Genomic DNA, 24,333 nt, shown 5'->3' with positions numbered 1-24,333 from the left:
GAGGCGATGATGAAAGCGCATTCACTCTTACCCTTGCTGGGGTTGGTTTTACTGGCAGGGTGCAAGTGGCAAGAGACGCAGCCCAAGCCAACGGCCAGTGTCGAACCACCACAAAACCCGCAGTCTGTTGCTGCGCCACCGCAAACGGTAGAAGAGCGGATCGCGGCCAAAAATGCCCAGCAATGGGACGATGGTCGGGTGTATATCACAGAGCATAACTACGTTACTTACGATCCAGACACAGGGAAACCAAGTTACGCTATTTACAAGGCCAAAGAGTGGCCCAGAGAAGATCTCAACAACCAAGACTCGTACGATCTACCGCGAGTGGTATTCCGCTGGGACAATGGCAGCAATGTTTCAAAAGATCTTTATGAGCGGCGCGATAAAGTGTGGAGTATAAAAACCGATGGTACCGATCTGCGTTTGGTGGCCGATGAATTTAATGGCAAGGTTCGCTTAATGCGTATATCACCCAATAACCGCTATCTCGCGCTGGCTTATTCAGCCGAAGAGGGCATGTTTAAGGTGATTAAAGATTTGCAAACCGGCGAATATATTGAGCTGGGCCGCTCACGGGGCTATCCAGAATTTTTATGGGCCGAAGACAGCAGCTACCTCTACTATGTCGACCAATTTAAAGACTGGAAATACACCTTAAGCAGCGGTGAAAAGCAGCAAGTCGATATCAAGTTTAATGAAGATTCGGTTATCTATAATGGTAAGCGCATTATTGCTTCGGATTTAGGGGTCGGCGTATACGATGAAGCCACCAATAAAAGGCTTTATGGTGTGAGTCCTGATGACACTAGCAGCGTTGAAGATGCTCGTTTTCGAAAAAGAAGTATTAGCCCCACAGGTCGTTATGTCTGGGCTGAAACACGTAAATATCGCTATTTAATTGATGTGGAAAATCGAACGTTTCAATCAGAGGTCAAAGATGGCAATGTGATCGGTAAGTTTGAAATGCTAGAAGTGATTAGCAAAAATGGCAACTACGCGCGCAGTGGCGGCGCAGCGCGAGTATTTCTTTTTAAGCTAAATAGCCAACAGCAGCTTGATGAGTATAAGGTTTGGAACCAGATAGGCACAGGTCATAGTGCCACCAAGTCATGGTTATATAACGCCTTTGCCAATAATGGTGACTTTGTTAAAGGAGGGGCGTTATGAACACTTCTCCAGTCGATAAAGCGATGCCAGTGCCAACCCATGACGCCTTAGGTGGCGTTTATATTGCCGCGATTCGAAGCCACAGCGGGAAAAACAAACCGCCTACTGACTCTGTATCTCCCGCTCACTCGGCCCCTGCTGATCACGCTTTAACGCGGTTGTATTCAAACATCAAGCATTCACTCTTACCCTTGCTGGGGTTGGTTTTACTGGCAGGGTGCAAGTGGCAAGAAACGCAGCCCAAGCCAACGGCCAGCGTCGAACCACCACAAAACCCGCAGTCTGTTGCTGCGCCACCGCAAACGGTAGAAGAGCGGATCGCGGCCAAAAATGCCCAGCAATGGGAAGATGGTCGGGTGTATATCACAGAGCATAACTACGTTACTTACGATCCAGACACAGGGAAACCAAGTTACGCTATCTACAAGGCTAAAGAGTGGCCCCGAGAAGATCTCAATAACCCAGACTCGTACGATCTACCGCGTGTGGTATTCCGCTGGGACAATGGACGCAATGTAGCAAAAGATCACTATGACCAGCGCGATAAAGTATGGAGCATTAAAACCGATGGCACCGATCTGCGTTTGGTCGCCGATGAGTTTAATGGCAGGGTTCGCTTAATGCGTATATCACCCAATAATCGTTATCTCGCGCTGGCTTATTCAGCTGAAGAGGGCATGTTTAAGGTGATTAAAGATTTGCAAACTGGCGAATATATTGAGCTAGGCCGCTCACGGGGCTATCCGGAGTTTTTATGGGCCGAAGACAGCAGCTACCTCTACTATGTCGACCAATTTAAAGATTGGAAATACACCTTAAGCAGTGGTGAAAAGCAGCAAGTCGATACCGACTTTAATGAATACGCCATTATTTATAATGGTCGACGCGTGGTGGCCAATGATTTTGGTGTGGCTGTCTATGATGAAGCCAAAGACCAATTTCTATTTAGTGTTGGAGTCAACGCGGACGAAGATAATCTTCAAGATTACGAGTTCCACAAGAGAGGTATCAGTCCGACAGGTAAATATGTCTGGGGTGAGAGCCGAAAATACCGTTTTTTCATTGATGTCGAAAATCAAACGTTTCAATCAGAGGTCAAGGATGGAAACGTGATTGGCAAGTTTGAAAAACTGGCACTGATTAGCAAAAATGGCAACTACGCGCGTAGCGGCGGCGCAGCGCGAGTATTTCTTTTTAAGTTAAATAGCCAACACCAGCTTGACGAATATAAGGTTTGGAAGCAAACGGGTGGCACAGGCCAAAGTGCAACTGGTTCTTCCCTTTATAATGCCTTTGCCAATAATGGCGATTTTATTAAAGGAGGGGCGTTATGAACACTTCTCCAGTCGATAAAGCGATGCCAGTGCCAACCCATAACGCCTTAGGTGGCGTTTATATTGCCGCGACTCGAAGCCACAGCGGGAAAAACAAACCGCCTACTGACTCTGTATCTCCCGCTCACTCGGCCCCTGCTGATCACGCGATAACGCGGTTGTATTCAAACATCAAGCATTCAATCTTACCCTTGCTGGGGTTGGTTTTACTGGCAGGGTGCAAGTGGCAAGAAACGCAGCCCAAGCCAACGGCCAGCGTCGAACCACCACAAAACCCGCAGTCTGTTGTTGCGCCACCGCAAACGGTAGAAGAGCGGATAGCGGCCAAAAATGCCCAGCAATGGGACGATGGTCGGGTGTATATCACAGAGCATAACTACGTTACTTACGATCCAGACACAGGGAAACCTAAGTACTTTGTTTTTAAGGCCAAAGAGTGGCCCCGAGAAAATCTCAATAACCAAGACTCGTACGATCTACCGCGAGTGGTGTTCTACTGGGATAATGGTACTTACTCTTCTGATGATTTTAATGAGCAACGCGATAAAGTGTGGAGCATTAAAACCGATGGTACCGATCTGCGTTTGGTCGCCGATGAATTTAATGGCAAGGTTCGCTTGGTGCGAATGTCACCCAATAACCGTTATCTCGCGCTGGCTTATTCAGCCGAAGAAGGCATGTTTAAGGTGATTAAAGATTTGCAAACCGGTGAATATATTGAGCTAGGCCGCTCACGGGGCTATCCAGAATTTTTATGGGCCGAAGACAGCAGCTACCTCTACTATGTCGATAAATTTAAGGACTGGAAATACACTTTAAGCAGTGGTGAAAAGCAGCAGGTGGATACCAAGTTTAATGAGTACGCGACGATTTATAATGGTCGACGCGTGGTGGCCAATGATTTTGGTGTGGCTGTCTATGATGAAGCCAAAGACCAATTTCTATTTGGCGTTGGAGTTAACGCAGACGAAGATAATCTTCAAGATTATGAGTTCCACAAGAGAGGTATCAGTCCGACAGGTAAATATGTCTGGGGTGAGAGCCGAAAATACCGTTTTTTAATTGATGTCGAAAATCGAACGTTTCAATCAGAGGTCAAAGATGGCAATGTGATTGGCAAGTTTGAAATGCTAGAGGTGATTAGCAAAAATGGCAACTACGCGCGCAGTGGCGGCGCAGCGCGAGTATTTCTTTTTAAGTTAAATAGCCAACACCAGCTTGATGAATATAAGGTTTGGAAACAGATTGGTACAGGTCACTTAGCTCAAGGCTCTTCTTTGTATAACGCCTTTGTCAATAATGGTGATTTTATTAAAGGAGAGACATTATGAGCACTTCTCCAGTCGATAAAGCCATCCCATTGCCAGCCAATTACTATCTATTTGGTGTCTATTTTAAAGGGGAGCTAGACCAAAAAACCAAGAATACGGTGTACCCTAAATGGCATACTGAAACCAGCCTAATTGAAAACCAAGAGATCACCAATGTGCGCCCGCTGGCTCGGGTGCCGCTATTAAATGTCACCGATAGTGATAAGCCCGAGCTTTGGGCCACGCGGCATGACTTTAAACTCAGCCAAATTAACCATGGTCAGCCCGATGAGCACGGGGTATATGAAGCGCTCAAACCCGAATCACCGATCCATGTGCTAGGTTCCCCGATCGCTAAGAGCGAAATATTTGGCATTCATTTTCCTGCAATTCGCAGCACCAACGGGGAAAGGCGCCGCTTTCTGGGCCCTATCCCCCGTTTATTTTGCCCATACTGGCAAACCAATACACTTTTTATATCGATAAATACGAGGCGATGATGAAAGCGCATTCAATCTTACCCTTGCTGGGGTTGGTTTTACTGGCAGGGTGCAAGTGGCAAGAAACGCAGCCCAAGCCAACGGCCAGCGTCGAACCACCACAAAACCCGCAGTCTGTTGCTGCGCCACCGCAAACGGTAGAAGAGCGGATCGCGGCCAAAAATGCCCAGCAGTGGGACGATGGTCGGGTGTATATCACAGAGCATAACTATGTTACTTACGATCCAGACACAGGGAAACCTAAGTACTTTGTTTTTAAGGCCAAAGAGTGGCCCCGAGAAGATCTCAATAACCAAGACTCGTACGATCTACCGCGAGTGGTGTTCTACTGGGATAATGGTACTTACTCTTCTGATGATTTTAATGAGCAACGCGATAAAGTGTGGAGCATTAAAACCGATGGCACCGATCTGCGTTTGGTCGCCGATGAATTTAATGGCAAGGTTCGCTTGGTGCGAATGTCACCCAATAATCGTTATCTCGCGCTGGCTTATTCAGCCGAAGAGGGCATGTTTAAGGTGATTAAAGATTTGCAAACCGGCGAATATATTGAGCTGGGCCGCTCACGGGGCTATCCGGAATTTTTATGGGCTGAAGACAGCAGCTACCTCTACTATGTCGACCAATTTAAAGACTGGAGATACACCTTAAGCAGCGGCGAAAAGCAGCGAGTCGACACTGAGTTTAATGAAGATTCGGTTATCTACAATGGTAAACGCATTATTGCGTCGGATTTGGGGGTCGGCGTATACGATGAAACCACCGACAAAAGGTTATATGGTGTGATTCCAGATGAGACCAGCAGCGTTGAAGAGGCTCGTTTTCGTAAGCGTGGGATTAGCCCTACAGGTCGTTATGTTTGGGCTGAAACACGTAAACATCGCTATTTAATTGATGTGGAAAATCAGACGTTTCAATCAGAGATCAAAGATGGCAATGTGATTGGCAAGTTTGAAATGCTAGAAGTGATTAGCAAAAATGGTAACTACGCGCGCAGTGGCGGCGCAGCGCGAGTATTTCTTTTTAAATTAAATAGCCAACACCAGCTTGATGAATATAAGGTTTGGAAACAGATTGGTACAGGTCATTTAGCTCAAGGCTCTTCTCTGTATAACGCCTTTGCCAATAATGGTGATTTTATTAAAGGAGAGACATTATGAGCACTTCTCCAGTCGATAAAGCCATCCCATTGCCAGCCAATTACTATTTATTTGGCGTCTACTTTCCTGCTACTCGAAGCCAAAGTGGGAAAGATGAAAAAATCTCTTACCCTAATTGGCATGCTGAAACCAGCTTAATTGAGAACCAAGAGATCACCAATGTGCGCCCACTGGCTCGGGTGCCGCTGTTAAATGTCACCGATAGTGATAAGCCCGAGCTTTGGGCCACGCGGCATGACTTTAAACTCAGCCAAATTAACCATGGTCAGCCCGATGAGCACGGGGTATATGAAGCGCTCAAACCCGAATCACCGATTCATGTGCTAGGTTCCCCGATCGCTAAGAGCGAAAAACGCCAATATCGCTTTCGCTTTCCGCCGCTGCCACTGCTCGCTTCACTGGCAGATTTAAGCACCAAACAGCTCAACGACAAAATCACTCAGTTGGGCAATGCATTAGGTAACAGTGAGGCCGAACTGACTCTAACCACGATTAGCCCAGCTCAGCTTGCACCGCCCTATAGCCGCGATGCCAGCGGCCAACTCACGGCCGATCAGCAAGCCTACAATGCCTGGCACCAAACAGTAAGCGAGCCGCTTGAAGGGTTTGTTTTACCTGTGGTCGCCAGTTGCGCGGTGGTGTTTTCAGATAAAGGCTACGCGGGTGCTCTCGTCAGCCTGTATAAGTTTCAGGTTACCAAACAAGCGGGCACCGAAGTGGGGGAATATGTGCCAATCGGTCCGAGTGTCCAAGCGGCGCTGCCGAAAAATGAACTGGCAGAAGATGAAAAACAATACCCGTGCGCCCTATTTCATCTAGACCCGGCTGAGTTTGACGAAGGCTTATACAGTATTCGAGTAGAGTTTAACCCTAACTTGATGAAAGAAATCCCTGATTTTATCAAAACAGCTAACATCGAAGAAAAACAGTTTGGTTTAAACACGGGTTACCAATACGAACTGCGTGAAAAAATCACCTTTTCTTCCCAAACCCCTCTAGGTCAGTTTGCCATTGTGAGCGGTGATATGATCTCTCTTGAAGAGTCGCTGATGTATCAGTACCCGCAGTACTTTACCCATATGAAGCACTACCTAACGGGTAACACACAAGGCCAAGCGGCCACCACCCCAGCGGCGCGCAGTATAGCCCTGCTTAAAGACATTCGCGATGCATCGGTGGAGCTCGGCGCGGGGTTAATGAGCGGCAGTTTGCAACAAACCTTAGGCGAGGACGGAAGACAAGCGGTACTGAACAATGTCTCCAAGCTGTATTGGAACGCGGTCAAATCGGAGCTGCCCGAGGCAATGCAAGCGGCTGGTGAGCTCTATTATGGTGTCTACAGTACCAAAGAGGCGTTAGATAACTTACGCAGTTTGCAAAACCCCGCCACTGCCAATGTGGGGTTGAAAGCCCTGTTTACCGCTAAGGTGTTTGATCAACAAACCGCCTTGGCACAAGGCTTATCGTCGGCGATTGAATCTCGGCTGGGTGCGCGACGCGTGGTCGCTGGTCGAGTCGTAGAGGCTTGGTTGAGTGGCGGAGCCACATTAGGCCTTAACGTGATAGGGACCATAGGCAGCGTTGCTGATTTGTACACCAAGGGCAAAACGGTTGTTGAAATGGCGCAAAAGGCCAAAGAGACCAAGCAAGACATAGGCGAAGTCGCTTATGACTATTTGGACAAGATCCCTGTTTGGAACACCAGCCGCGACTATCAGCAACAAAAGATCGAGCAAGCGCTGGAAAAAGCCAGAGCGGGCAACAGTGACATTGCCGCGACCATGGTCAATAACCGTCGTGGTGCAGGGATTAAAATTGAGTTTAGTTTTAACTCCCGAAAAAGTGAGCTTGAACACAATGAGCCGGTGTTTGTTGAGCTCGCCAGCGCCTTGGCTGAGGTGCTGGAAAGTGAATCTAACTTAAGGGTTGAAATTGAAGGCCACGCCTGTCAGGTTGACAGCGAAGAAGCCAATATGAAGGTCGCGGCGGAGCGGGCTAATTATGCCAAGCAGCTACTGGAGAAATCCGATGTGTTTAAAGATAGGATTTCTCTGGCTGTGTTTGGTGAGAGTGAGCCTATCTATATCCCGAAAAAAGGCGAAAGCATCGATCGCAATAACCCTAATCTGCGCCAAAACCGTCGCGTAGAGATTCGCATCTATATGTCATCATTGGATGTGGTGTTTCACCCGAGCCGTTATGGTTCACAAGCGATGGAGCGCTCTCGGTTGGCGGTGGAAACCGCCATGACGGCCGAAGACAAAGCCGAAGTTGAGTTGCGCAAGGCAATCTTTGAAGGGGTTGTTGATGTCGCTTCTTACCTTCCCGTTATTGCTCCCGTTGCGCGAGGCGTTTTGTTAATTACAGAAGCCAATAAGGCACTGACCTCGGCGATTAAGTTCATCGACAATGCCTTTTTAGATTCTTTCTTTACCGATCTCAACCAAAAGCACGATGTGGTTCGAGAGTTAGAGCGTTTGTCTAAGATTCATATGGAGTTGTTGGCAAAGCTGCGCAACACCAATATTGACCTAGAGTTCACCTGTCACACTTATAAAGAGTTGGTTGCCTACCTTGATAGTGAGAAGGCACAGAAAGAGTTGTTGAAACGCTACCAACTCAGAGCATTGGCGATGAACGGCTTGATATTACTCTTGGCCGATCTCGGGGTGAAAGCGAAGCACCGTTCTGACGAAAGCTTTGAAAACTTGGTTGAACGATACCAAGTTCAGCAATACATCGAGCACTATATACTTAGCGACAATTGGTCGGTGAACACCATCAAGGGCACCACCTTGGCGGCCGACTGGAAAAATCGTTGTGACGATGAGTACTATGATAAACTGCTCAAGAATATGCCCGATGGCAGCAGAGGTATGCCACTGCCAAGGCGCAGCAACTCTGTAGCGGGCTTTCAGCCCTACAGTTATCACCCCTTAGCCAGTGATTCAAAAGCCTCGGGGGCTTTCAACCGTGTGTTCCCGGTGCAAACCACCCTTTACGACCATGCTGAAGAGTCTTTGTTTAAACACTTTTCTCAGTCGTTTAACCCGCAAGTGTATGAATTGAAGCAAGAGGCTATCGGTTACTGTCGAGTATTGATTCAATCGGCGGCTAAAACACCACAAGATAAGCCTGCGTGGTTAACCTATCAGGATTGGATTCAACAAGCCGAGCATGCGCATATTGGCCCATACGACAAAGTCAAAGTGCAGATAATACTCAAATCGGAATACGATACGCCGAGTATGGTGACCATAGGTTACGATAGGGTCGACGGCTATAATATTCAGGGCCCTGCGTTCAGTGATTGGATGTTGCCGATGAAGGCCAGTGACTTTGAGCTGAATGCAGAGATTAAACGCTATTATCGTGATCAAAATCTCGATGATGACGGGGTGCTTATTGCGATAGAGCATACGCCTTGTTATCGCTTTGGCGAAGTGATGCTTGATGGGCTAAAACCCATCACATCAAAAGCGCGATTGTTGTTGACCGATACGCTGACAGCCTATGCGGCTTCGGGTTATGACGCCGCGAATAGCTACGGTGATTCCGATTCCTTTACCCGCTATGTGGCGGCGGGTGGTTTCAGAAATATGCGTTACTCTATGGCAATCAGACAAAAAGATGGCAAGAGTGCGTTTTATCTTCCTCTGGTTTTTGAGCAAGGCGAAGCGAACAAGGAAGACAACGAAATGCAGGTGGGTGTGCTTACCACAGAGGACAAATATGTCTTGCTGCAAACCTATGTCGGTGACAGGTACCTCAAGCTACGTGAAAGGGATTTGCTGCTAGAAAGTTTTACTCTGCGCAGTGAAGAAGGCAGCAAAAATACTATCCCTGTGCTTCATGGCATTAAACAGCAAGTGGTGGCTATCGAAACCCAAGTCTCTGGGTTGAACTTTTTCAATCAGCCTAAGTGGTATCAATCCGCCGACAATATTATGCGTGATGGATTCAGGTGGGGAAATCGAGGTAAAGAAGATCCAGCCTCAATCTACATGCTGCTGTTGGGTGAAAACCATGAAAAAGACACCTACGAACGCATCGAGATGGATTGGAAATCGGTGAATATGTGCATGCAATTGGAGCTCGATGGTTATGATGAGAAGGTGAAAGGGCCGATCTATTTTACCAAGATGCATCATGTTGGAGGGTTTACACACCATGCGGGTCAGTGGTCATTTAGCGCCTCAGCCGAAGTGGATAGCCTTAACGAGATGCCTTCTCTGCAAGGGTTTTTAGATCAAGCTATTAAGCGCTTAAAGGCAGAGAATGACTTGTCTCGGGGTAAAGACTATGTGGTGTATTGCATGCGTTTCGAGCTTGGGTATGTTTCTCCCACTGGGCTTAATCTCAAGGGTTTAAGGCCGTTTGGTCAAGTGATTCAACCGAGCAACTCTATCTATGATAGTGGCTCTCCTGAGCTGTCGGTGGCTCACCTTAAACAGGTCGGTTTAGTCGGAGGCGAAGATTACGATAAACACCGCGATTTGGTGATTTGTGTTCCTTCTCTTACCGAGAGCCGGACGGCCCATGATCACTATTTTGGCGACATGCCGTGGTTGGTGACCAAAGACTCTTGCAGTGATGGCGTCGATAAGTCGGCGGCAGAAACATGGAAGAAATACGATCAAGACAAGCGTAAGAAGTGGGTCAGGGATTGGATTGAGAAGCAACCCACCCTGGTACTAGCGCCTAAACCACTAGAAAAATCGTTGGACGACCCAAACTAACCCAGAGCGGGTTGGTGAGTTAGCCTAAAGCCATTTCTGCGAAGAAATGGCTTTTTTCTAAGTTTTATTTGAGGAAGTTTTATTTGAGGACACACACCAAAGAACTTCTGACTTCAACCGCTGTTCTGGCTTATTCGCGCTACGATAGTCATGCTTTTTCTTCGGCTTAGACACTCCCTGTCACAGGCTTTGATCACCTTAGGCTGACCGTGTTCATCAATAAGTCTTCCTACCTGAGGCACGTTTTTAACTCAACGAACTCGTGTTGTTGCATAGCGTCTGATAATGTCGCTTAACCTTAGCTCGTCCGTTAATTCATGTTGAGAGGAAGATGATTCGATCGAACTGGTCACCAGTGTGTCGCTTTGGGAGTTAGTGAAGCTAGAACGCATTGCGAAAGAACTAGAGAACTAGAGAGTTAGAGGAATAGAGAGCTAGAGAAATAATCAAAAACTGGGTTTTATACCCAGCCAAGAGGGCTTCAAACTGAAGCTGTAACCGACTTACTTGCGAAAAATAACCAGATGCAGATATCCATTGTTCAGGCTGAAACGGCTGACTTACCTGATTTTTTTACTTACCTTGAACGTCAACTTAGAGAAAACGGTGTCAATGGCACGCCACTTTTTCAACCTCTATCTCGTAATAACACGACCATTGCGACTCAAACACAGCAGAAGTTTATCGACGGAGTGAGTGCTGAGTTTTCAGATATTGGGTGGAGGCCACTGTGGCTCGCGAAAGACGCACAGGGGAAGATTTGCGGCCACATTGACCTTCGACGCTATATGGAAGCGTATTGCTCCCATCGGGTTAGGCTCGGGATGGGCGTAGAGAAAGAGTGCCGAAAAATGGGACTCGGCAGTCGATTAATCCAATCTGTGCTTGAGTTTTGTCAGCACCACGAGCAGATCATGTGGCTTGATTTAAATGTGCTATCAGTCAATCTTGCCGCCAAAAATCTTTATCTCAAACATGGCTTTCAAATTGTTGGCGAAATGACGGATTATTATCGAATTGATCAAGAGTCTATTTCTGAGCTCACTATGACTCTTAACACTCAAGTAGGGCTTGGTGATCAATCGCTTCACACTGGCCATTTTTACACTGTAAACCAAGGTATGTAATGCAACCTAATATAGAAACACACAGATTAGTCCTAAGACCCTTTCGTTTATCAGACAGCGAGAGGGTTGCGCTATTAGCGGGAGAAAAAGTCATCGCTGAGATGACGGCGAATATTCCTCACCCTTACGAATCGAATATGGCAGTGGAATGGATTAAGACCCATTGTCATCATTTTGCCGAGCAAACGGCCGTGGTTTTTGCCATCACGATCAAAGGGTGTGATGACATCATCGGTGCTGTCAGCCTTCCAACACTCAGACAAGGGGTTGGCATTCTCGGTTATTGGTTAGGCACACCTTATTGGGGCAAAGGCATTGCGTTTGAAGCCTCCCAAGCCTTAATTGAGTATGCCAAACAGCACCTGAATCTGGTCGAGATTGAAGTTCAGCATTTAGTCTGTAACCAGCGTTCAAAATCTGTAATTGAAAAACTGGGGATTGAGTACCGCGAAGACCGGACGGTTGAGATACACGGTGAACAACGTAAGGTTTGTGTCTACCGTTCATTGGTATAGCTCAGTGATTGTATTCAGTCAGGGTAGGATTAGATAAGGAGGTTAGATGATTAGCCATATTGACCACATTGTTCTTACTGTCTCAGATATTCAAGCCTCGGTTTATTTCTTGACCCTGATAGCAACCTGATTGAAGTCAGTCGCTATTCATTTAGACAAACTGATCATTGACAAGTAAGTCTAGGCATAATCAGGCTTGTCAGTTCTTCTGTTCTGGTGTCCAACCCTTACAGAATGTTGTCCTTTAAATGTGGAATAATGTGATTAACATCTCATTTAAAGTTTAATTTGATAATTGATTAATCACTTACTACTTTTTTATTAACTGCCGAAAATCATAAGGGGCACGTTTTGAAAAGGTTAAAGGTAGTATTTTTAGTCCAAGTTATTGTCGCTTTGACGCTGGTATTGCTGGTCTCAGCATTTATTAAATATCAAAATTTCAAAGGTAATTTACATCAAGAGCTGTTAGTTAACGTGCAAAACACGAGCCAACGGATGTCAATTAGCTTGCCTAAAGCGGTATGGGATTTTGATTTAGATACGGCAAAAGTGGCGATGTCGGCAGAATTGGATCTGCCCGAGATATCTGCGATCAAACTCATTGATGCGCAAGGCAGTGAGCTGTTGTTTCTCACCCAGAAGGGAGAAGGCGAGGATAAACAACTGGTTGAGGTGACCGACAAGCAGGCTTACACCGCTGAAAACAGCCAAACGACGCCTCTCACGTTTGTCGATTACGGTGAAGAGAACAGTGTCGGCGAAGTCACCGTCTATTACGATACCCACGCCATGGATGCCAAATTAGCGGACTCTTTGCAAACCAATATCATTGAGTTGCTTGTTCTGGATATCATTATCTCTTTCGTCATCATCATAGTGCTAACGGTTACGGTATTAAGGCCGATATCCCAGTTAACGGACGTGATCAAGGATTTAGCGTCAGGAGATGGTGATCTCACCAATAAACTTGCTCCGGCCAAATATCGAGAATTCGACGCCATTACCAACGGCATCAATAGTTTTACCGAGTCTTTGAGAGTTATCGTTCAAGATGTCAATCAATCCTCAGAAGCGTTAGGAGAGACGGCATCGGCGAATGGTGCAACGGCACGCTCCAACGCCGAAAAGCTGAAATCTCAAGAACATCAACTTGCTACTGTTGCTGCCGCGGCTACTGAGCTCAACCAATCCGTCGCTACGGTTGCTGACACGGCGTCAGAAACCGCCGATCAAGCACAGGCGGCCACAGGTTTAGCCGCCAGTGTTAATGAGGCGATCGAAAACTCAGCCAATGACATCATCAATATGCGTGAGGAAATGAACCATGTGAATGCAGAGATGCACATATTGATTGAAGAAGGCGACAAGATCACAACAGTATTGAACGTGATCAACGATATCTCTGAACAAACCAACCTATTGGCATTGAATGCTGCCATTGAAGCGGCTCGTGCTGGCGAACAGGGACGAGGATTCGCTGTGGTGGCGGATGAGGTGCGTAACTTGGCAGTGAAAACCAGCCAGTCTACCGAGCAAATTCAAAAAAACATTACCGCGTTAGGCGTCGCAACCAAATCGGTTGAGGATGAACTGACTCGGATTGCGACCTTGCTGGAGTCTACCGCTTCACGGGTGAGCGCTTCTCAAAGCTCGGTTGGTGAGGTACAGAGTTTAATCACGATTATCTCGGACCGCAGTGGACAGATTTCTCAGGCAACCGATGAACAAAGAATGGCGGTAGAGGAAATCAGCCAAGCGATTGTAGAAGCCTCGGAAGCGACCAATGAAGTCTCTTCTGGCGCGACCCAAAATGCACAAAGAACAGAAGAGGTTCTGGGCTTAAGTCAGAGTATCGCCAGCCATATGGCGAAATTCCGCACATAAGTTGTTTCAAAGAGGATTTGTTATGAGAAATTTGCTTTTACTGGCTTTTACCGCCCTGTTTTCAATGACTGGCTACACGGCAACGATTACCGCAGCACAGGACCCTTGGGCGCCTTTTGTGCAGAAAGATAGCGCCAGCCCCGGGGTGTCGGTTGAGATCATTACTGAGGCATTCAAATCTCAAGGCCACGATGTTGATTTTAAGATCATGCCTTGGACGCGTGCCCTTAATGAAGTGAAAGGCGGGCGTGTGGATGTGTTAGTCGCTACATGGTTTACCAACGAAAGGACGTCTTATCTGCACTATAGCGATCCCTATTTGGAGAACTCGCTGAAGTTCATTAAACTTAAAGGCGATGGCTTCGAATACAATGGTATGGATAGCCTATCTGGCAAAACGGTTGGCATCATTCGTAACTACGGTTATGGCGATGATTTTCTTGGTGCTTCCAATTTCAAGAAACCAGAAGCGAATGATTTAGTCTCCAATGCAAAAAAACTCATGGCGAAGCGGATCGATTTGACGCTGGAAGATGAGCTGGTGGCTAAGTCCACCTTGTCTGGAGCGGGTATGAACCTCGATGATTTTGAGTTCACCAGTAATGCGCTTTCGGTCAACCCATTGCATGTCACATCAGGTTTAGCCAACCCCAAACATGCAGAGATAATCGATGCGTTCAATAAGGGCTTAGCGGAAATTAAGTCTAACGGTACGTTCGATAAGATTCTCGCCAAGTATGGGATCAAGTAACGTTTTGCTTGCTAAAGCCTCAGCCATTGCTGAGGCTTTTTTGTTTTCAGTCGCCGCGTTAGGGGAGGTGGTTTAACTGGCGTATTGTCTGCGAATTCCCCCGTCACTTTTGCCTAAACGCAAGGGCTGACTATCTCTTCAATACCTGAACTCATTTCGTTTGGCCTTTCAGTTGGGTCAAAGTTATTTCTCTAAGGAATGATCGGTTCGATTAATTGTTTTATTTATGAATACCATTGAAAAAATACGTGATCTCCATTGTTTGATTTTGATCACATTTTGAGGCTTTTAGATCGCGCTGATTGAGGTGGTGAAGGCCATTCAATCAACCTACCTTCCGCTGAGTGACAAACCTATATCTATCCCTTAGTTATCATGGCTTTCTTCTGTGGCACGTGATTGGTGTCGTGGAATGTAATCCGCTGCAAACTCACGGTTCAATTTCATAAATGAAAGGTTAGTTTCCAAGTTCGACAGATGAGCTTGATTGTCGATCTAAGCATAATGCCCAGAATGTAACATTGTATTTCAAAGTGTAACAATTAAACCACGTTAACAGCATGGTTTTTTACAGGGTATCTGTTGATGATCTGGCACTTTGATTTTCGATGTTGCACATGCTCAACACATAAACATTCTAATGACTATAACAACCGGCCTTCAGGCATTGCCCTGCAACCGGACAAACATCGAGAAAGTTAATGGAAGCCTCAAGATATAAACGCATCTTGTCGAGGGCAAGTTTGGTGATCGCCATTCTGCTGCTCTCAGGATGCAATTCTGCTTTGCTTGACCCGAAAGGGGCTATTGGTGTCCAGGAAAAAGAGCTGATTATTACTGCTCTGTTGCTGATGTTGATCGTTGTGATCCCCGTGATTCTGATGACGATTTACTTCGCCTACCGATACCGAGCGACCAACACCGACGAAGAGTATGCGCCCGAATGGGCTCATTCGACCAAGATCGAAGTGGTGGTATGGACGATTCCGATCATCATTATCGGGATTCTTGCCACCATTACATGGCGTTCAACGCATGAACTGGAGCCTTCTAAGCCTCTGGTAAGTGATGTGAAACCCATGACGATTGAAGTGGTGTCACTCGACTGGAAATGGTTGTTCATCTATCCAGAAGAACACATTGCAACGGTTAACTATGTTGCGTTTCCAAAAAGATGTGCCAGTCAATTTCAAACTGACGTCAGACAACATTATGAACGCGTTCTTTATCCCACGCCTTGGGACGCAGATCTACGCGATGCCGGGCATGGTGACCAAGCTCAACCTGATTGCTAACCATGAAGGCGATTACAAAGGTTTTGCTTCTAACTATAGCGGCGAAGGTTTCTCGCAGATGAAGTTTACTGCGTCGGCTATGCCTGATCGCGCCGCATTCCTGAACTGGGTGCAGAAGGTCAAAGCCAGCCCAGATCGCATCGAAGACTGGGAACAATTCCGCTCTCTGGCAGCGCCAAGTGTCGCTGAGCCAGTGACGCTGTTCTCCAGTGTTCCGCCGTTTTTGTTTACTGATGTCGTGACCCAGCATCCTGGTTCAATGAACTGTTTGCCTGAAAACCAAGGACAATCGTAATGTTTGGAAGATTAACTCTCGATTCAATTCCATACCACGAACCCATCATTGTCATCACCTTAGCGATTGTTGCTCTGGTTGGCTTGGCAGTGGTTGGCGCGGTGACCAAAGCAGGGAAATGGCAGTACCTGTGGAACGAATGGTTTACGTCAGTAGACCACAAAAAGCTTGGCTTTATGTACATCGCCGTTGCGATGGTGATGCTGATACGCGGATTTGCCGACGCGGTGATGATGCGCAGTCAACAGTTGCTGTCTTCTGCGGGTGAAGCGGGTTACTTGCCGCCTCATCACTATGACCAGATTTTCACCGCGCACGGTGTGATCATGATTTTCTTCGTCGCGATGCCTCTGGTTATCGGCCTGATGAACATCATTGTTCCGTTGCAAATTGGTGCTCGTGATGTCGCCTTCCCCTATTTGAACAACCTCAGTTTCTGGTTGTTTATTGTTGGTGTGATTCTGACCAATATGTCGCTAGGTTTAGGTGAATTTGGTCGTACTGGCTGGTTAGCGTATCCGCCTCTGTCGGGGATAGATGCTAGCCCAGGCGTTGGGGTCGATTATTGGATATGGGCCTTGCAGATATCTGGTGTTGGTACCACGCTGACGGGGGTGAACTTCTTCGCCACCATCCTGCGTATGCGTACTCCGTCTATGCCAATGATGAAGATGCCAGTGTTCACTTGGGCGTCTCTGTGTGCCAACATCCTTATCATCATCTCGTTCCCAATCCTAACAGTCACGATTGCATTGCTGACACTGGATCGATACCTCGGATTCCATTTCTTCACCAATGATCTTGGCGGCAACGTGATGATGTATGTCAACTTGATTTGGGCATGGGGTCACCCTGAGGTGTACATCCTGATCCTGCCAATTTTTGGTGTGTTCTCGGAAGTGACCGCGACCTTCTCTCGCAAGAAATTGTTTGGTTACACTTCATTGGTGTGGGCAACGGTAGTGATTACGATTCTGGCGTTTGTCGTATGGCTGCACCACTTCTTCACGATGGGATCGGGTGCGAACGTTAACGCCTTCTTCGGTATCGCAACCATGATCATTTCCATCCCAACTGGGGTGAAGATTTTCAACTGGTTGTTCACCATGTATAAAGGCCGCATCCGCTTTACTACACCAATGATGTGGACGGTGGGCTTCCTGATCACCTTTACTGTCGGTGGTATGACAGGCGTATTGATGGCGGTGCCGGGGGCTGACTTTGTTCTTCACAACTCAGTATTCCTGATCGCGCACTTCCATAACGTGATCATCGGTGGTGTGGTGTTTGGTTGTTTTGCGGCAATCACTTACTGGTTCCCGAAAGCGACGGGCTTCACGATGAACGAAGCGTGGGGCAAGCGGGCGTTCTATCTTTGGATTGTCGGTTTCCTGATGGCTTTCCTACCACTGTACGCATTGGGCTTTATGGGCATGACTCGTCGTTTGAGCCAAGACATTAACCCAGAGTATTTCCCTCTATTGGCGGTTGCGGCGGCAGGTACTGCTGTGATTGCGATGGGCGTGGTATGCCAGTTCATTCAAATTTACGTCAGTATCCGTGATCGCGAACAGAATCGTGATCTGACCGGTGACCCATGGGGTGGCCGTACCTTTGAATGGGCGACGTCTTCACCTCCGCCATTCTACAACTTTGCGCATTTACCAAAAGGCGACGAACTGGACGCATTCTGGTACCAGAAGCAGAGCGGTGAGTTCGACCCAACCAAAGAAGTGGAATACGAACGCATCCATATGCCGAAAAACACGCCAACAGGTATTTATGTGTCTGCATGGGCGCTGGTATTTGGCTTTGCGATGATTTGGTACATCTGGTGGCTGGCAGCTGCGAGTTTCGTCGGCATCATCGTGACCTGTATTCAACATAGCTACAACGATGACGTGGACTACTACGTTGAAGTCGAAGAGATAAAAGCGATTGAAGCTGAGCGCCGTGCTCAGTTTGAAGAAGCGAATAAAAAACCTGTGCAAGATGATAATAAGAAAGACGATCTGGAGGTGACGTATGCAAGCTAACATCGCGTCTCACGATCATGATCACCACGATACCAGCGGCAATAAACTGTTTGGTTTCTGGGTTTACCTGATGAGTGACTGCGTACTGTTTGCGACTCTGTTTGCGACTTACGCAGTACTAGAAAGCGGCTCGATTAGCGGGCCGACAGGTAAAGATATTTTCGAACTGCCATTTGTGTTCGTTGAAACCATGCTGCTGCTGTTCAGTAGTATCACATTTGGCTTTGGCATGATTGCGATGAAACGCAAAGATGTCGCGGGCTTAAAGCGTTGGTTGCAAGTGACTTTCTTGCTCGGGCTTGGCTTTATCGGCATGGAGGTGTACGAGTTCCATCACCTGATTGCTGAGGGCTACGGCCCGCAGGCGAGCGCATTTTTGTCTGCGTTCTTCACGCTAGTGGGCACTCATGGCCTGCACGTGACGTTTGGTCTTATTTGGCTGGCGGTGTGTTATCACCAACTGGCGACGAAAGGCCTAAACGACAATATGGCGATGCGCTTTAACTGCCTGAGCCTGTTCTGGCACTTCCTAGACATTGTTTGGATCTGTGTCTTTACCATCGTTTATCTGTTGGGGGTTATGTAATGGATCAACATCTGGAAACGGGTGCGTCGGATTACGTTAAAGGGTTCGTTGCATCTCTGATTTTGACCGTGATTCCGTTCTACTTTGTTTGGACGCAATCGCTGCCTGATACGATGACATATGTTGTTCTGTTTGGCTGTGCTTTGGTACAAATCTTTGTGCACTTTAAGTACTTCCTCCATATGGAAGTGAAAACCTCCGATGGTCGCTGGAACTTAGTGTCACTGATGTTTACTGCCATCGTTGTCTTGATTCTTATCGCCGGCTCGGTGTGGATCATCTACAACATGAACGTCAATATGAAGCTGTAGGCCAGAGTATGCTGAAAAGTTATTTGTCTATTACCAAACCGGGCATCATTTTCGGCAACCTGATATCTGTTGCGGCGGGTTTTTTCCTCGCCGCAAAAACAGAGCACGCCAGTCTGTATTTGTTACTGGCGACACTCGCTGGTGTCGGGCTTGTGATTGCTTCAGGCTGTGTTGTGAACAACATCTTTGACCGAGACATCGACCAAAAGATGAAGCGCACTCAGAATCGTGAAACGGTCAAAGGTAACATCAATATCGATGTGGCTTTTGTCTACGCCTTGGTGATGCTGCTTGGCGGGACGGCCTTGTTGTTCCAGCTCGCCAATCCGCTATCGGCAGTGGTAGTACTACTGGGCTACGTGTTTTATGTGTTTTTCTACACCATGTGGTACAAGCGTACCTCTGTGTACGGCACGTTAGTGGGTAGCATTTCCGGTGCAGTACCACCACTAGTCGGCTATCTGGCAGTAACAAACTACATCAGCCTTGAAGCCATTCTGCTGTTTACCATGTTCTGCTTATGGCAAATGCCACACTCGTACGCGATTGCGATGTTCCGTATGCAAGATTATCGCGACGCGGGCATTCCAGTTTTGCCAGTGAAAGAAGGCATCAACAAAGCTCATCGCCATATGAAGGCGTATGTTGTGGCTTTTGGTGCCGTTTCACTGGCTCTATTCCTATTGGGAGAGGCTGGTTATGAATACCTAGCGGTTGCCGCTGCGGTGTGCTTTATGTGGACGCAGGTGACGTTTCGCAAGGTTGACTACAGCAATTACGTCCAATGGTCGAAATCGGTGTTTAAAGTCTCTCTGCTGGTGGTGATGAGCATCAGTGGCGTGCTGGGTCTGGAGCTGATTCCACTACCCATCTAACGAGTTAAGCGCTCCTTCCTCAACCTGCTAAGCCGATAACGGTTTTATGCCTGAGATATCCGATACCGGCATATTTGTGTAAGCAGAGAAAGGACGGGGCGCTTTTTTAGTTCCCATAAGTAGATAACAAGTATTTTTTGACCTTTAGTAACGTATCGTATTTATACTCGCTCGTGCCACCATCAGAGTAGTATCCAGAAAAACCCTCTAAGTTGTTGTCCTGAGATATGTTCTTTTCACGTATCAGTGACCCATTGTCAAACTTGTACAGATAAGAAGTATATTGAGTCCCTTTTATATCGAAGTGGTTTATGTCCCAGAGTATTTGGACTATAAGGTACGGGTTGTTTCTTAAGGATATCTCATCCATACCGTTGAAAATCGGCGGTCCTCCTTCAACAGTATATTCGTCTACTTTGGTGGTCTTACTTCCGGTAGTGATGGACAGAAAGTAGGGAGCGTACTCGTGATCCTGTTCGGAAATATTAATCCTATCCCCTTGTTCTGTCACTAGTGTGTCAATTGAGAAAGCAGGAAATGCAAATGCTATAGATAATAATATTAGGGTGTTTTTTATTAAGTTCATGATTTATCATGTTTTGATAGTGTCAGTGTGTCTCTCTTTAGATATCCAATTGTATTATTATACTTTGCAAGTGCCCATTCAATATTGCCATCATAGTAATATTCGGTGATGTTAACTTCATCACCTTCAATAACGTAACTTCCGAGTCTGTTAAACTCGTTATCATAAAAATAGGAGCGATTGGTAGTGACTTTAGCATGGAGTCTTTGTCTTTTTAATATATCTTTCTCATGGCTAACTAAAAATTCTTCTTTGGAAGTTTTTCGCTTTATGTAAAAGTCACCAACAATCTTATCTTCATAATTTAGTAATAAACTATGATTATTTATTTTCCAAACACTTTCATAGGTTTCTAAAGCTGAACTTCTATTATTGTCAATAATGTAATCACCAGACTGTTTTATATTACAGAGAGTAACTTCTTCCATGTTCTTATCCTTTATATAAACGAAAGCATCTTTTGATCTGTTTAAATGATATATTTTCCCACATTCATTGGCTCCGGAAAAGGTATCAGACAGGAAGTAATAATTTTCATATGGAGCAGAGAGTTTTTTTATATCTATAAAGTCATTTAAGTTGCTATTTTCTATAGAGATATTTCTACAAATTCCATTCTGACATACTCTTGCGAGGGCAGTGCTATTTTTTAATTCTATGAACGCTTCTGATTCCGCAGAGTACAAAACAGAGGAAGCAAACATGAGTGTTGTGAAAGTTATGGCGATCAAATATTTATTTCCAACACCGTTAATAATCATAACGATATTTCCTTATAATAGAAATTCAACCTCATTTTACAAAATTCGTTACTCTCGCTGTATAACTTATTATTTATTTGGCAGCTTTTTTCTATATAGTCATTCCATGATCTCATCGGCTGATCTAAGGGCTTGATATTATTTGCTTGACTGAAAATTAAATAAGCTAATTCAACGTTCTGATTTTCTATATAGTCAAATTCAATCAACCTTGCCTTTGTGACCCATGAATTACATTCGGCGATTAAATATTTTGTCATTATGTCAGTAATGGGTTCACCGCTAGGAAAGAACTCTGCTACAGAACAAGCTTGATTCTTATAATTGATCCATTCGAGCTGGGACTCTTTAAAATCTTCGCCTAATTCGAATGTTCTTAACTTATTTTTGAGAGCTTTGTACCGAGTATTGAGCTCTGTGTCATATTGTTTATACTCTGATTCACGCTGCTTTAGTTTTTCTACATAATTGTCGGAAAAATCATACATCTGATAAGAAAACGAGTAGCCAGAGTATGTGATACTTATCAAAGTAAATATTCTTAATACCAAAATCATATAGTTACCATGATTGTTATTTTTAAATTAATCTCTTAATCTTAATTAAGCAAACTAATCATTACTAGTTCAGCGTTATATCTGATTCCAAAACATAGCCTTGAAAGCGGTCTGATTCCAGTTTATAGAATACGAAAAATTCAGACTCCATATACTCTTCTATAGCACCAGTTATTATAATATCTTCATTTTCTTTGATAGATATCTCTTTTAGTTTAGTAACTGTTATCTCTTCATTTTCGTCAACTTTTATATCATAAAGCCAAGTTCTTTCCGATTTTGACTTTACACCAATTAATTTTCTTTCTCTAGGATCTTCGTCATAAGATACCATTATTTCTTTATTATTTTTTATTGAGTAATAATTACCTAGATCATCACTTATGTACATGTTATCTAGTTTGATTTTTTTCTTATTTAACTTGAAAGAATATTCTATCCGACCATTAAACCCCATAGGCTTATCAGATAATGAAATTATTTTACCAAAATAAGAAACATCGCCACATAATGAAACAATGCTGCCATCATCAAGATTTACGGCTTTTGCTTTGCCATTTTCAACTTTAGATAATACACCGCAATCATCTTCGTTTCTTATGTAGATATAATTATTAAAGGGAGGTGAAAGTTCCTCTAAGCGATAGTTTTCTCCTAAATAACCTCTTACATCTCTTAAGTCGAGTTTATTCATTACCAATTCTTGTGAACTTTGACTAACATAAGGGTAAAGAGTTCCACAAGTAAAAACTAATATTCTGGGAATATTTACGATTAATTTAGTTGTGTAGTTAAATAATAACATTAAAATTTTTAACTCATCATGTAGCCACTCGGTGAGTAGGTGTTCTATATGAAAATAGAATTAAAATTAATTTTATAAATTACCAATCTCCACTCCAATACTCGGATCTAGAAATCTCGCTAAAAAATTTAGGATCTGGAAATGGTTCATATCTACCACGCTGATTTAAATGTTCTTATAAAATTTCTTAACCAATTTAAAATATCAACAATTATATAAAACAAAGTCTGTATCAATCTAACCAAAAAACTAGTTAAAATGCCCGACTTGCTATTCTAAGTCACTAAATTGATAGATTTGTGCTGGACGTCTCACAAAAAGGTCTGGGCCATGCTGTGATGCTCTTCAATACGAGGTGTTTGCATGACATCCAAAACTGCGAATGTTACGGTTGTCTTTGTCCAAAAGTAACAGGTGTATCGCTTAGATGAGAGGGGACTATGATTACCGCGTTGGCGATTAAAAACTATCGTTCAATTCTAAATCTGGTTATGCCACTAGGCAGATTGAATGTGATAACGGGAGCGAACGGTTCCGGTAAATCCAATTTATATAAAGCTCTGCGTTTGTTGGCTGATACCGCGCAAGGTGGTGTTGTATCTGCGCTAGCAACTGAAGGTGGGCTTGATTCAACATTTTGGGCAGGGCCGGAAAAGATAACCAACTCGATGAAGCGAGGTGAACACGCCGTTGAAGCCACGGTTAGGCAGAATGTTAAACGCCTCAAGCTTGGCTTCGCAACCGAAGAGTTCAGTTACGCGATTTCGTTGGGTTTACCAGCACCGACTATGTCAATGTTTGGTTTTGACCCTGAGATCAAACGAGAATGTATTTGGAATGGTCCGTTTTATCGACCTGCCAGTGCGTTAATAGACAGAAATGGCTCAGCAATTAAAGCGCGTGAAGGACGAAAATGGCAAGTCATTTCTAGCCATATTGCCACGTATCATAGCCTGTTTGATCAAATTGCCGACCCGATGGCCACGCCAGAGGCGTTTATGCTGCGAGAAACGATTCGCGGCTGGCGTTTCTACGATCACTTCAGGACTGACAAAGACGCCCCAGCTAGGCAACCTCAGCTTGGCACTCGCACTCCGGTTTTGCATCATGATGGCCGTGATCTGGCTGCTGCCTTACAAACCATTATCGAAATTGGTGATAAAGAGGTGCTTTATAAAGCCATCGACTATGCCTTTCCTGGCGCTAGCATCCGCATCGTCAATCAGGTCGATGGTCGATTTTCTTTGGAGTTTTCCCAGCACGGACTTTTAAGGCCATTAAGTGGTGCTGAGTTGTCCGATGGGACTTTACGTTACTTGCTATGGGTGGCCGCTCTTCTCACGCCTCGACCACCAAGCTTGATGATTCTCAATGAGCCTGAAACCAGTCTTCATCCCGATTTGTTGCCCGCTTTGGCGCGTTTGATTTCTCACGCGGCCGAGAATACTCAGGTCTGGGTTGTGTCTCATGCTCCACGTTTGATCGCGGCGTTGTCGGAGCATCCAGAATGCAATGCTATTCAACTGGACAAGGAGTTTGGTCAGACGATTATTCCGGGTTTGGACCCTCTTTCATCGCCAAATTGGTATTGGCCTGATTCTTAAACAGAAAAAATCGTAATGTATTTTTTCTCCCTAAAAAGGGAATCAAATAATGGTCTATGCACCTCTCGTTAAACGTCAATCGCGACTAAACTCAACGTTACGTTCAATCAAAAGCGGTCTTTCTGGGAG

19 protein-coding genes and 1 pseudogene are annotated in these 24,333 nt (G+C 45.4%); 16 read left to right on the top strand and 4 right to left on the bottom strand.

What is annotated here, in order from left to right:
* Nucleotides 1-9 precede the first annotated feature (9 nt).
* The 15 genes and pseudogenes from KW548_20270 (at nucleotide 10) to cyoE (ending at nucleotide 19,891) form a co-directional block, all read left to right on the top strand.
* Complete coding sequence (locus KW548_20270) at nucleotides 10-1,170, top strand: Tricorn protease domain-containing protein (protein ID QXX09483.1); 1,161 nt, start codon at nucleotides 10-12, stop codon at nucleotides 1,168-1,170.
* 158 nt (nucleotides 1,171-1,328) lie between these two features.
* Entirely contained in the window at nucleotides 1,329-2,504 is a 1,176-nt protein-coding gene (locus tag KW548_20265; GenBank protein QXX09482.1) for a Tricorn protease domain-containing protein, read from the top strand.
* Between the two features lie 158 nt (nucleotides 2,505-2,662).
* Nucleotides 2,663-3,835, top strand: a complete 1,173-nt coding sequence (locus KW548_20260; GenBank protein ID QXX09481.1) for a Tricorn protease domain-containing protein — start codon at nucleotides 2,663-2,665, stop codon at nucleotides 3,833-3,835.
* The gene (locus KW548_20255; protein QXX09373.1) at nucleotides 3,832-4,314 is read left to right on the top strand and encodes a hypothetical protein; all 483 of its coding nucleotides are present in this window, start codon (nucleotides 3,832-3,834) and stop codon (nucleotides 4,312-4,314) included. Before KW548_20260 ends, KW548_20255 begins: the two co-directional genes overlap by 4 nt.
* Nucleotides 4,314-5,474 carry a Tricorn protease domain-containing protein gene (locus KW548_20250; GenBank protein QXX09480.1) on the top strand — a complete coding sequence of 387 codons (1,161 nt, stop codon included), beginning with the start codon at nucleotides 4,314-4,316 and terminating at the stop codon, nucleotides 5,472-5,474. Before KW548_20255 ends, KW548_20250 begins: the two co-directional genes overlap by 1 nt.
* On the top strand, nucleotides 5,471-10,213 hold the full coding sequence (locus tag KW548_20245) for an OmpA family protein (protein QXX09372.1): 4,743 nt from the start codon (nucleotides 5,471-5,473) through the stop codon (nucleotides 10,211-10,213). Before KW548_20250 ends, KW548_20245 begins: the two co-directional genes overlap by 4 nt.
* A 530-nt stretch (nucleotides 10,214-10,743) precedes the next feature.
* Nucleotides 10,744-11,340 carry a GNAT family N-acetyltransferase gene (locus tag KW548_20240; protein QXX09479.1) on the top strand — a complete coding sequence of 199 codons (597 nt, stop codon included), beginning with the start codon at nucleotides 10,744-10,746 and terminating at the stop codon, nucleotides 11,338-11,340.
* Nucleotides 11,340-11,855 carry a GNAT family N-acetyltransferase gene (locus KW548_20235; protein QXX09371.1) on the top strand — a complete coding sequence of 172 codons (516 nt, stop codon included), beginning with the start codon at nucleotides 11,340-11,342 and terminating at the stop codon, nucleotides 11,853-11,855. The genes KW548_20240 and KW548_20235 overlap by 1 nt, the downstream gene beginning before the upstream one ends.
* Nucleotides 11,856-12,206: 351 nt before the next feature.
* Entirely contained in the window at nucleotides 12,207-13,742 is a 1,536-nt protein-coding gene (locus tag KW548_20230; GenBank protein QXX09370.1) for a methyl-accepting chemotaxis protein, read from the top strand.
* A gap of 22 nt (nucleotides 13,743-13,764) precedes the next feature.
* Complete coding sequence (locus KW548_20225; protein QXX09369.1) at nucleotides 13,765-14,493, top strand: transporter substrate-binding domain-containing protein; 729 nt, start codon at nucleotides 13,765-13,767, stop codon at nucleotides 14,491-14,493.
* Between the two features lie 701 nt (nucleotides 14,494-15,194).
* Nucleotides 15,195-16,083, top strand: a pseudogene (gene cyoA, locus KW548_20220) (ubiquinol oxidase subunit II).
* The gene (cyoB, locus tag KW548_20215; GenBank protein ID QXX09368.1) at nucleotides 16,083-18,119 is read left to right on the top strand and encodes a cytochrome o ubiquinol oxidase subunit I; all 2,037 of its coding nucleotides are present in this window, start codon (nucleotides 16,083-16,085) and stop codon (nucleotides 18,117-18,119) included. The pseudogene cyoA and the gene cyoB overlap by 1 nt, the downstream one beginning before the upstream one ends.
* On the top strand, nucleotides 18,109-18,705 hold the full coding sequence (gene cyoC, locus KW548_20210; GenBank protein QXX09367.1) for a cytochrome o ubiquinol oxidase subunit III: 597 nt from the start codon (nucleotides 18,109-18,111) through the stop codon (nucleotides 18,703-18,705). Before cyoB ends, cyoC begins: the two co-directional genes overlap by 11 nt.
* Nucleotides 18,705-19,016, top strand: a complete 312-nt coding sequence (gene cyoD / locus KW548_20205) for a cytochrome o ubiquinol oxidase subunit IV (GenBank protein QXX09366.1) — start codon at nucleotides 18,705-18,707, stop codon at nucleotides 19,014-19,016. The genes cyoC and cyoD overlap by 1 nt, the downstream gene beginning before the upstream one ends.
* A gap of 8 nt (nucleotides 19,017-19,024) precedes the next feature.
* Nucleotides 19,025-19,891 (top strand): heme o synthase, encoded by an 867-nt coding sequence (gene cyoE / locus KW548_20200; GenBank protein ID QXX09365.1) that lies wholly within the window; start codon nucleotides 19,025-19,027, stop codon nucleotides 19,889-19,891.
* A 106-nt stretch (nucleotides 19,892-19,997) separates the two neighbouring features.
* On the opposite strand, the gene KW548_20195 is transcribed toward cyoE, so the two are convergent.
* The 4 genes from KW548_20195 to KW548_20180 form a co-directional block, all read right to left on the bottom strand.
* Nucleotides 19,998-20,477: a hypothetical protein gene (locus tag KW548_20195; protein QXX09364.1), complete on the bottom strand. Its 480-nt coding sequence runs from the start codon at nucleotides 20,475-20,477 to the stop codon at nucleotides 19,998-20,000.
* Nucleotides 20,474-21,238 carry a hypothetical protein gene (locus KW548_20190; GenBank protein ID QXX09363.1) on the bottom strand — a complete coding sequence of 255 codons (765 nt, stop codon included), beginning with the start codon at nucleotides 21,236-21,238 and terminating at the stop codon, nucleotides 20,474-20,476. The genes KW548_20195 and KW548_20190 overlap by 4 nt, the downstream gene beginning before the upstream one ends.
* Nucleotides 21,235-21,795, bottom strand: coding sequence for a DUF1311 domain-containing protein (locus KW548_20185; GenBank protein QXX09362.1), 561 nt, complete (start codon nucleotides 21,793-21,795; stop codon nucleotides 21,235-21,237). Before KW548_20185 ends, KW548_20190 begins: the two co-directional genes overlap by 4 nt.
* Nucleotides 21,796-21,859: 64 nt before the next feature.
* Nucleotides 21,860-22,489 (bottom strand): hypothetical protein, encoded by a 630-nt coding sequence (locus KW548_20180; GenBank protein QXX09361.1) that lies wholly within the window; start codon nucleotides 22,487-22,489, stop codon nucleotides 21,860-21,862.
* 551 nt (nucleotides 22,490-23,040) lie between these two features.
* Between KW548_20180 and KW548_20175 the strand changes: the two genes are divergently transcribed.
* Nucleotides 23,041-24,204 carry an AAA family ATPase gene (locus tag KW548_20175; protein ID QXX09360.1) on the top strand — a complete coding sequence of 388 codons (1,164 nt, stop codon included), beginning with the start codon at nucleotides 23,041-23,043 and terminating at the stop codon, nucleotides 24,202-24,204.
* The last annotated feature ends 129 nt before the right edge of the window (nucleotides 24,205-24,333 follow it).

The organism is Vibrio neptunius, assembly GCA_019339365.1.
Lineage (GTDB): Bacteria > Pseudomonadota > Gammaproteobacteria > Enterobacterales > Vibrionaceae > Vibrio > Vibrio neptunius.
The sequence above is the reverse complement of the archived record's forward strand: the minus strand, read 5'-3'. Positions and strand labels throughout refer to the sequence as shown.

Coding starts and splice junctions, on each gene's coding strand:
- KW548_20270 (QXX09483.1), top strand. CDS start 10: ATGAAAGCGCATTCACTCTTACCCTTGCTGGGGTTGGTTTTACTGGCA.
- KW548_20255 (QXX09373.1), top strand. CDS start 3,832: ATGAGCACTTCTCCAGTCGATAAAGCCATCCCATTGCCAGCCAATTAC.
- KW548_20250 (QXX09480.1), top strand. CDS start 4,314: ATGAAAGCGCATTCAATCTTACCCTTGCTGGGGTTGGTTTTACTGGCA.
- KW548_20245 (QXX09372.1), top strand. CDS start 5,471: ATGAGCACTTCTCCAGTCGATAAAGCCATCCCATTGCCAGCCAATTAC.
- KW548_20235 (QXX09371.1), top strand. CDS start 11,340: ATGCAACCTAATATAGAAACACACAGATTAGTCCTAAGACCCTTTCGT.
- KW548_20225 (QXX09369.1), top strand. CDS start 13,765: ATGAGAAATTTGCTTTTACTGGCTTTTACCGCCCTGTTTTCAATGACT.
- cyoB (QXX09368.1), top strand. CDS start 16,083: ATGTTTGGAAGATTAACTCTCGATTCAATTCCATACCACGAACCCATC.
- cyoC (QXX09367.1), top strand. CDS start 18,109: ATGCAAGCTAACATCGCGTCTCACGATCATGATCACCACGATACCAGC.
- cyoD (QXX09366.1), top strand. CDS start 18,705: ATGGATCAACATCTGGAAACGGGTGCGTCGGATTACGTTAAAGGGTTC.
- cyoE (QXX09365.1), top strand. CDS start 19,025: ATGCTGAAAAGTTATTTGTCTATTACCAAACCGGGCATCATTTTCGGC.
- KW548_20195 (QXX09364.1), bottom strand. CDS start 20,477: ATGAACTTAATAAAAAACACCCTAATATTATTATCTATAGCATTTGCA.
- KW548_20190 (QXX09363.1), bottom strand. CDS start 21,238: ATGATTATTAACGGTGTTGGAAATAAATATTTGATCGCCATAACTTTC.
- KW548_20185 (QXX09362.1), bottom strand. CDS start 21,795: ATGATTTTGGTATTAAGAATATTTACTTTGATAAGTATCACATACTCT.
- KW548_20180 (QXX09361.1), bottom strand. CDS start 22,489: ATGAATAAACTCGACTTAAGAGATGTAAGAGGTTATTTAGGAGAAAAC.
- KW548_20175 (QXX09360.1), top strand. CDS start 23,041: ATGATTACCGCGTTGGCGATTAAAAACTATCGTTCAATTCTAAATCTG.